Genomic DNA, 8,378 nt, shown 5'->3' with positions numbered 1-8,378 from the left:
CTGCCCCTTTTTCTTTAACACATAAAGATTAAAAAAAGAACCCACCTTTAACAGCTCCATTATCTCCGCTTTTTTCCTGGCGTCTCTGCCCCCGAAGAAGCTCCCCGCCACGAATTTCTATCGCACGATCTTCTTCATGCCGAATCTCATCGGCGGGATCGTGCTGGGCTACACCTGGCAGTCCCTCCTCAACGCGGTTCTTTCCAATTACGGCACCACGCTGGTCAATGATTCGAAATACGGTTTCATCGGCCTCATCTTGCTGGTCAATTGGCAGATGATCGGCTACATGATGATCATCTACATCGCCGGCTTCCAAAATGTTCCCGCCGAACTCAACGAAGCCGCGCAGATCGACGGCGCGAGCCGCTGGCGCACCCTGCGCTCGGTCACCATCCCCATGATGATGCCCTCGATTACGATCTGCCTCTTCCTGACGCTGGCGAACACCTTCAAGATTTACGACCAAAACCTGGCGCTCACGAACGGCGCCCCCATGCGGGAAACCGAAATGGCGGCGCTCAATATCGTCAAGAGCATGTATGAGCAGGTCGGGCAGCAGGGAGTATCGCAGGCTAAGGCCGTGATCTTCTTCCTCATCGTGTCCTCGATTGCGCTCATCCAGCTGCGCGCCACCCGCACGAAGGAGGTGGACCTGTGAGTACCGAAACTGGCAAACGCGCGGTCGCCGCTGAGTCCCAGGGCGCCGTCGTTCCCGAGGAAACGCGCGACTCTGCTCGCACGGAAGCGCACACGGAAGCGCGCGGCACCGTTCCCGCGGCGAAACCGAAGCTCAAGGCTCCGCGCCACCGGGTGCGCATGACCCCCGGGCGCTGGGCGGCGGTGGTATTCCTCGGGGTTCTTTCCCTGATTTACGTGGTGCCGCTGCTCTTCATCCTCGTGAATTCTTTCAAGGGCCGCTTCTTCATTTCAGACGACCCCTTCAGCCTGCCGGCCGGCGAAACGTTCGCGGGAATGGATAATTACCAGACCGCGCTGAGCCTCTCCGGCTTTATGCGGGCCCTGGGCTGGTCGTTCTTCGTGACGGTGGCTTCGGTGCTGGTCATCGTGTTCTTCTGCGCGATGACGGCGTATTACCTGGCGCGGGTGCGGAGCTGGTGGACGTCGCTGCTGTACTACCTGCTGGTGTTCTCCATGGTGGCGCCCTTCCAGATGGTCATGTTCCCGACCGTGAAAATCGCGGACAAGCTGGGGCTATCCTCCCCGTGGGGCCTGGTGGTGCTGTATCTCGGCTTCGGGGCTGGGCTTTCGGTGTTTATTTTCGCGGGCTTCGTGCGTTCGATTCCAGGCGAAATCGAGGAGGCGGCGTCTATCGACGGCGCCGGGCCCTTCAAGACCTACTTCCAGGTGGTCATGCCGATGCTCAAGCCCACGGCGGTCACGGTCGCGATCCTCAACACTATGTGGATTTGGAACGACTTCCTCCTCCCGAACCTCGTGATCGGGCGCGAGGAGGCCTACCGGACTGTCCCGGTGGTGATCCAATTCCTGGTGGGCTCGAATGGAAATAAGGATCTGGGTGCGCAGATGGCGGTGCTGGTGCTCGCCATTATTCCGATTATTATTTTCTATCTTTTTGCGCAGCGCTATATTGTGGAAGGCGTTGCGGCGGGTTCCGTCAAGGGTTAAGAAGCACGACGACGACGCGGCGCCGCGCACCCGATACCGGGCGCGCGGCGCCGTAGCTCAGCCACGTGGGGATTGGGCCGTGAGGTGCTGGTTCGCGGGCGCTGATCCGCGGGGCTTCGCTTGCCGCACAAGCCCGTAGCGCTTCCACCCGCGGGCGCCACCAACCGAAGGAGATGTATGCGCCGGATTTTCGATCCTGACTCACCTTTCCAGCGCGGACTTTCCGACGCCGTCATCCTGGTGGAACTCAATATTATTACCCTGCTCGGGTTGCTCCCGGTGGTGAGCGGGGGAGCCAGCCTGGTGGCATCGGCGCGGGTGAGCGCCCAGCTGCTTCGCGGCGAGGCGCCCCGGCCCTGGCGCCTGTGGTGGCAGCATTTCCGCGCTGCTTTGCTGCCCTCGCTGGCCTGGTGGCTGCCCACCCTCGGGCTCCTCGGCCTGGCCTGGTGGGAAAACCGCTGGGTCTCCGGCCTGGCTGCCCCCGGCAAAGCCGCCCCCGTGGCCTCGGCGTCTGCGGCCGCTCACGTCGCCGATTCTGCCCTTGCCGGGCAATCGGTCGCCGACTCTGCCGGGGTGCTCGCTACTGACCCTGCAATCGCCGCGGATCCGCGGCTGGCTGGCATCCTCTCGGGCCTCATTATCGTGGCCCTCCTGCTGGTGCTGGCAGTGCTGGTCTGGCTGGTGACGCTCCAGGCATTCTTCTCCAACGCCTTCCTGGAGCACCTAGGTAACTCGGTGCTTCTCGCCATCACCCGGCCGCTACGCACGGCCGCGTGCGTAGCGGCCGCGGTGGCGCTCCCGCTGGCCTGGCTTTATGCGCCGGTATCGCGCTTGGCCATCTTCTGGGCATTGGCACTTGCCGGGCTGAGCGTCCCGCTCTACCTCACGGCCTGGTTGCAACGCCCGGTCCTCGACACCCTCCTCGCCGAAGCCGAAGGCTAGCCCGCAGCACCGGCCGCTGCCAGCGGGTTAGCCCCGACGGCCCCGAAATGAAGTGCGCATAAGAGCACCGTTTTGGGGCGATTTCCTGTCTCTAACGCGCACTTGACGGGGGTGACGGTTCGAAATGCGCACTTTGGCTCCCGCCGGTTCACCGCCCCGGCGGGAGGTGGGGGTGTTTTTCCGAGATGTACTTCGCGTGTACGACATCTGCACTACAGCTCGGGCAACACATGCCCCCTCCCCAGGTGCTCGTGTGACTATTGAGGTTCGTGAAGCCTGTGAGACTCTCGCGTGAAGACCTCCGCATCCGCCCGAAATCAAAGCGCAACGGCAGCTACGTTAAGAAAGGGGTGCGGACGCCTGGCCTTGTGTAACTCTCGGAATCTCGGAATTGAGGATGTACCCTTTTATGAAATGCGTAAAGCTTTAGCCCTTTTAGGTCTCTGTACCCTGGCGGTCGCCTGCTTCAGTGCGGTCGATAACCTGTACTTCACGCAGTTCCTCGGGCGAGACCTGGTTTTCCTCGGTGTCATGGTGTCGGTTTTCAATGTCACCGTTTCTCTGGCGGAACTTCCGTTCTCCGTACTCTTTGACCGCTACTCGCAGCGCGCGGTTCTTCTTGCGGGCATCGTGGTGCGGATCGTCGCTTTCGCGGCATTTTTCTGGGCGGTGAACGACGGCGTCCTACTGACGGGCCAGTTCCTTGCAGGAATCGCCAGTGCCGCTATGAGTGGCACTCTTGAGGCGCTGGTGATGAACCAGGTCGATACCTCGACCGCAGAAAAATCAAGCAAGACATTGACGGTTATGCAGTTCGTTCGCTCGGGTACCTCCCTCGCGGGTGGCCTGGCCGGAGTGGCGGTTTACACGATATGGCCGCCGGCGATTTGGCTGCTTGGCATCGCTGCGCTTATTGGTGCGGCGATGGTCTCCTGGACAGTTCCTGATTCGCAGGAAGCTGCCGAATATACCTGGCGGGAACTCGGCGCAAATCTGAAAACCGCGGTGTGGTCACACCAGGCACTCGCCTTAATCCTCGTCAATTCGGCAGCGCTTGGTCCGTTCATGCTCTGGCAAATCAAGTTCGGCCAGGCTTCACTCTGCTTGGTGGCAGCCGGTTACGCTGCCATGTGCCTGGGCGGTTTAGGCGCAGCCACCCTCCAGGAGAAACTCAATATCCCTTCGCGGTGGGCCTGGGCTGTGGCGGTCGCCAATATCCTGGCCGCGGCACTCTTCGCGCTCGCCCAGCAGCAGTTCTTCGTGTGGATAACTTTCGCTCTCCACGTGGCCATGCAAACAATCTTGATCATCCAGGTCTCCGGGCGTTACCACACCCGGATCTCCGATAGCGTGCGAGCAAGTGCCCTGTCGGTCATCTCCCTGGCCGATTCCATCGTCACAGCATTATTCGCCCCGGCAGTTGCGGCCATCGGGCTGGCCTGCGGCTTGGATAAAGCGATTATGCTTTCCGCCGCGGTGTACGCACTCATCGCAGTGCTCCTCTTCTTTACCCGGAACGCCGGCACAGCAAGCGAAACTGCCACACCGACCGCGGCGTGACCAGCTCGCCACACCGACTACGGCGTGACCAGCTCGCCGCGCGGGTCACGGTCGCTATCCGGGCTCCGGCTGGCCGGCAGGCGCGGCGTCGTCGTTTTTAAAAATGAGAAGCCGCCTGCGCATGAACGTTCGCGGCGGGTAGGCCGGGTCGCGAAACAAAACAAACGCGGGCGGCGGGATGTGTAACAATCACACACCCGCCGCCCGAGGTTCGCGTAGCGTCACGCAGCCGCCCCCTTAGTTTGCGTAACCGCAGCTACTTAATCGGCGTTGCCTTCACGCCCCAGATATCGCGGCCGTAATCCGCGATGGTGCGGTCGGAGGAGAAGCGGCCCGAGCGGCAGATATTGATCCACGCCTTGCGGCCCCACTCTTCCTGGTTGGCGTAATCCGCGGCCATGCGGTCGCGGGTAGCCCGGTAATCAGCGAAATCGCCGAGCACGTAGTACACGTCCGGGGTCTCCCACGAGGACCCGTCCAGCAAGGAGCCGAGGAGGTCGTGGAATTCGCCGGTCCCGCCGTCGCTCACGGTGCCGTCCACCAGGGCGTCGAGCACCCGCTTGAGCCCAGGCACGGTCTCGTACTGTTCGCGCGGGTTGTAGTGCGCCCGCAATTCCGGCAGCTCCTCTTCGCGCGCCCCGAAAATATAGGCATTTTCTTCGCCAACGGCGTCCACGATTTCCACGGTGGCGCCGTCCATGGTGCCCAGCGTCAGCGCGCCGTTCATCATGAACTTCATATTGCCGGTACCCGAAGCTTCCTTCCCGGCCAGGGAAATCTGCTCGGAAATATCGGTGGCCGGAATAATATGCTCGGCCGGCGACACATTGTAGTTCTCCACGAAGAGCACGGTGATCTTGCCGCGGGTATCCGCATCATTATTCACCAGCTTCGCCACTTCGTTAATGAACTTGATAATCGCCTTGGCGCGCTTGTAGCCCGGCGCGGCCTTAGCCCCGAAAATGAAGACCCGCGGCGGGACCTCCATGCTGGGATTGTCCTTAATCCGGAAGTACAGATCGAGGATGTACAGCGCGTTCATGAGCTGGCGCTTGTATTCGTGCAGGCGCTTAATAATCGTGTCGTAAATAGCATCGGTGGGAATATCGATGCCGTCGCGGCGCTTAATCCAGCGCGCGAAATCACGCTTATTTTCCGCCTTGATTTCCATGAGGCGCCGGTAAATATCCGCATTCCCGCGGTCCTCAATGGTGGCCAGCTTATCCAGATCCGTCACCCAGGAATCATCCCCGAGCACCTCGGTCAGCAGCGCGGCCAGGCGCGGATTGCAATTATGCAGCCAGCGGCGCGGGGTCACGCCATTCGTCTTGTTATTGAAACGCTCGGGCCAGATGTCGTACCAGTCGTGGAGGGTATCCCGCTTGAGGATCTCACTGTGAATCGCGGCCACCCCGTTAATGGAGAAGGAGGCATAGCACGCGATCCACGCCATATGGACCAGCCCGCCGGAGAGCGGCGCCATGTACTCAATCTTGCCCGGGTGGAAACCGGCCTCCGCCAGCTCCGCGCGGAAACGCCGATCCATTTCCGCCACAATGTCATAAATACGCGGGAAAAGCTTGGTGAAAATCGAAGTTTCCCAGGTTTCCAGCGCCTCGGCCAGCACCGTGTGGTTGGTGTAGGCGAAGGTCTGGGACACGATCTTCCAGGCATCCTCCCAGCCCAGGCCTTCCTCATCCATGAGCAGACGCATGAGCTCCGGAATGGCGAGCACCGGGTGGGTGTCATTGAGCTGGATCGAGTTGTATTCCCCGAAGGAACGAATATCCCCGTGCGCTTCCTTATGTTCGGCAATGAGGCACTGGAGGGAAGCCGAGCAGAAGAAGTACTGCTGGCGCACCCGCAGCACCTTGCCTTCGTAGGTGGTGTCGTTCGGGTAGAGCACCCGGCACAGGTCATTTACGCGCTCGCGTTCCACAATCGCATCGGTGAAACGCTGAGAATTGAAGGCATCGTAATCGAATTCTTCAAGGGGCTCGGCCTTCCACAGGCGCAGGGTATTGACATTCGCGGTGCCGTAGCCGGTGATCGGCATATCATAAGGAACCGCGCGCACATCCATATCCGCGAATTTCACGTGCTTGGATTCACTATCCCGGCGCACCACGAAAGGCGAACCGTTTTCCATCCACGGATCGGGTTCTTCCTTCTGGAAACCATCCACGAAGCTCTGCTTGAACAGGCCGTAGCGGTAGAGGATCCCGTAGCCGACCACGGGGAAATTCAGGGTAGCGCACGAATCCATGAAACAGGCGGCCAAGCGCCCCAGGCCACCGTTACCGAGCGCGGCATCGGGTTCTTCATCGAGCACATCGGTGAGGTTGAGGCCGTAATCTTCCAGGGCCTTGCGGGCATCGTCCACCAGGCCAAGGTTGACGAGATTATTCAGGAGTGCGCGCCCCATGAGGAATTCCGCGGAGAAGTAGCTGGCGCGCTGACCCTCCCGGTATTTCTTAGTGGTAGCTTCCCAGTTATCGGCCAGCCGGCTCATGGTGAGCTCGGACAGCCCCTCCCAGTAATCGCGCAGGGAGGATCCGGAGGTCGAGACACCGGATACCGAACGGGTAAAAGCCCCGAGTGGTTGAGTCAGTTCAGACATTTTGCTCCTCGAAAATATTCGGGCACGTGCCTCCTCTACCTTAGCTGAGAAACTTTCTGAAAATGTGCAAAGATGCCCGCGGCGGGCTGTGGCGGTTATTATTGTGTAGTAAAGCGGGACGTTAGCCCGGGGCTGAGGCTCAACGGGGCGCGGCCATACGGCGGTCGCCCGGTGACCTACGGTCGGCAGCCGGCTGTCCAATGGCGGCGGCACGGTAGCCGCACAGCGGCACGGGCGGCGGAGCTCTTTACACCTGTTTGATATAACGAGGAGATTAGATACTATGCCCGCGGTCATTATTCTCGGCGTCCAGTGGGGCGACGAAGGAAAAGGCAAGGCAACTGACCAGCTCGGCCAGCGTGCCGATTATGTTGTGAAATTTAACGGGGGTAATAATGCCGGCCACACGGTCAGCGTGGATGGCCAAAAATTCGCTCTCCACCTCCTCCCGTCCGGCATTCTCAATTCAGATTGCATCTCGGTGATTGGCAACGGCGTCGTCGTTGACCCCGAAGCGCTTTTCGCGGAAATGGCGGAGCTGGAATCGCGCGGCGTCTCCACAAAAAACCTCCGCATCGCCGGCAACGCGCACGTCATCACCTCGTACACAAAAATGTTCGACCGCCTCAACGAAGAAGTCCTCGGCGATGGCAAAATCGGCACCACCGGCCGCGGCATCGGCCCCACGTACGCGGATAAAGCCAATCGCGTGGGGATTCGCATCGTCGACCTCGTGCACCCGCGGCGCCTGCGCGGGCAGGTCGAGACCGCGGTGGCGCAGAAAAACTTGGTGTTGCGGGCCCTGGGGCGTGAGGAGATTAATGTCGACGACGTGCTCACCGAGCTGCTCGCCTATGGGGAACGCCTCGCGCCTATGATGATTAGCGCTTCTCGCGAACTCAATCAGGCCCTCGATGAAGGCAAGACGGTTGTTTTTGAAGGCGGGCAATCCACCCTCCTGGACATCGACCACGGCAACTACCCCTACGTGACCTCCTCGAATGCCACCGCCGGCGGGGCGGTGACCGGCAGCGGGGTGGGTCCCACTCGTATCGACCGGGTGGTGGGTATCGTCAAGGCCTACGCCACCCGCGTGGGCGAAGGGCCATTCCCCACCGAGCTGCACGGAGGCAAGGGCGATTGGTTGCGCGAAGCGGGCGGCGAATACGGGGTCACCACCGGGCGCCCGCGCCGCTGCGGCTGGTACGATGCCCCGGTCACCCGCTACGCGGTGCGGGTCAACGGCCTGACCGACCTGGTCCTCACCAAGCTGGATGTGCTTACCGGCGTGGAACAGATCCCGGTGTGCGTGGGCTATGAGATCGACGGCCAGCGCGTGCACGAATTCCCCATCGACACCTGGGATTTCGCCAATGCCAAGCCCATTTACGAGTACCACCCGGGCTGGACGGAGGACATCTCCACGGTGCGCGACTTCGCGGACCTGCCCGCCAACGCCCAAAGCTACGTGCGCTGGCTGGAGGAGATGGCCGGCTGCCGCTTCTCGCTGATCGGGGTGGGGCCGGATCGCGAGCAAACCATCGTGCTCCACGATCTGCTCGGCTGAGTCGAGCGGCGCGGCACGGGCGCGGCCGCGCCGCCAGCT

At 61.3% G+C, this 8,378-nt stretch carries 5 protein-coding genes and 1 pseudogene; 5 read left to right on the top strand and 1 reads right to left on the bottom strand.

The features are described 5' to 3' along the window. Nucleotides 1-61 precede the first annotated feature (61 nt). The 4 genes and pseudogenes from CZ322_RS09770 to CZ322_RS09755 all read left to right on the top strand — a co-directional run. Nucleotides 62-661: pseudogene (locus tag CZ322_RS09770) on the top strand (carbohydrate ABC transporter permease); the annotation flags it as partial. A 158-nt stretch (nucleotides 662-819) separates the two neighbouring features. Beyond that, nucleotides 820-1,650, top strand: a complete 831-nt coding sequence (locus tag CZ322_RS09765; protein ID WP_234984567.1) for a carbohydrate ABC transporter permease — start codon at nucleotides 820-822, stop codon at nucleotides 1,648-1,650. A 177-nt stretch (nucleotides 1,651-1,827) separates the two neighbouring features. Continuing rightward, on the top strand, nucleotides 1,828-2,592 hold the full coding sequence (locus CZ322_RS09760) for a hypothetical protein (protein WP_087071234.1): 765 nt from the start codon (nucleotides 1,828-1,830) through the stop codon (nucleotides 2,590-2,592). Between the two features lie 414 nt (nucleotides 2,593-3,006). Then, on the top strand, nucleotides 3,007-4,152 hold the full coding sequence (locus CZ322_RS09755; protein ID WP_087071233.1) for an MFS transporter: 1,146 nt from the start codon (nucleotides 3,007-3,009) through the stop codon (nucleotides 4,150-4,152). 256 nt (nucleotides 4,153-4,408) lie between these two features. On the opposite strand, the gene CZ322_RS09750 is transcribed toward CZ322_RS09755, so the two are convergent. Beyond that, nucleotides 4,409-6,772 carry a glycogen/starch/alpha-glucan phosphorylase gene (locus CZ322_RS09750; protein WP_087071232.1) on the bottom strand — a complete coding sequence of 788 codons (2,364 nt, stop codon included), beginning with the start codon at nucleotides 6,770-6,772 and terminating at the stop codon, nucleotides 4,409-4,411. Between the two features lie 283 nt (nucleotides 6,773-7,055). On the opposite strand from CZ322_RS09750, the gene CZ322_RS09745 reads away from it, so the two are divergent. Next, nucleotides 7,056-8,339 carry an adenylosuccinate synthase gene (locus CZ322_RS09745; RefSeq protein WP_087071231.1) on the top strand — a complete coding sequence of 428 codons (1,284 nt, stop codon included), beginning with the start codon at nucleotides 7,056-7,058 and terminating at the stop codon, nucleotides 8,337-8,339. Nucleotides 8,340-8,378 lie beyond the last annotated feature (39 nt).

The sequence above is a fragment of the Actinotignum timonense genome (assembly GCF_900155575.1).
Lineage (GTDB): Bacteria > Actinomycetota > Actinomycetes > Actinomycetales > Actinomycetaceae > Actinotignum > Actinotignum timonense.
The sequence above is the reverse complement of the archived record's forward strand: the minus strand, read 5'-3'. Positions and strand labels throughout refer to the sequence as shown.

What these genes read in the sequence shown, in the direction of transcription:
- CZ322_RS09765 (WP_234984567.1), top strand. Translation starts at nt 820, where the DNA reads ATGACCCCCGGGCGCTGGGCGGCGGTGGTATTCCTCGGGGTTCTTTCC.
- CZ322_RS09760 (WP_087071234.1), top strand. Translation starts at nt 1,828, where the DNA reads ATGCGCCGGATTTTCGATCCTGACTCACCTTTCCAGCGCGGACTTTCC.
- CZ322_RS09745 (WP_087071231.1), top strand. Translation starts at nt 7,056, where the DNA reads ATGCCCGCGGTCATTATTCTCGGCGTCCAGTGGGGCGACGAAGGAAAA.
- CZ322_RS09755 (WP_087071233.1), top strand. Translation starts at nt 3,007, where the DNA reads ATGCGTAAAGCTTTAGCCCTTTTAGGTCTCTGTACCCTGGCGGTCGCC.
- CZ322_RS09750 (WP_087071232.1), bottom strand. Translation starts at nt 6,772, where the DNA reads ATGTCTGAACTGACTCAACCACTCGGGGCTTTTACCCGTTCGGTATCC.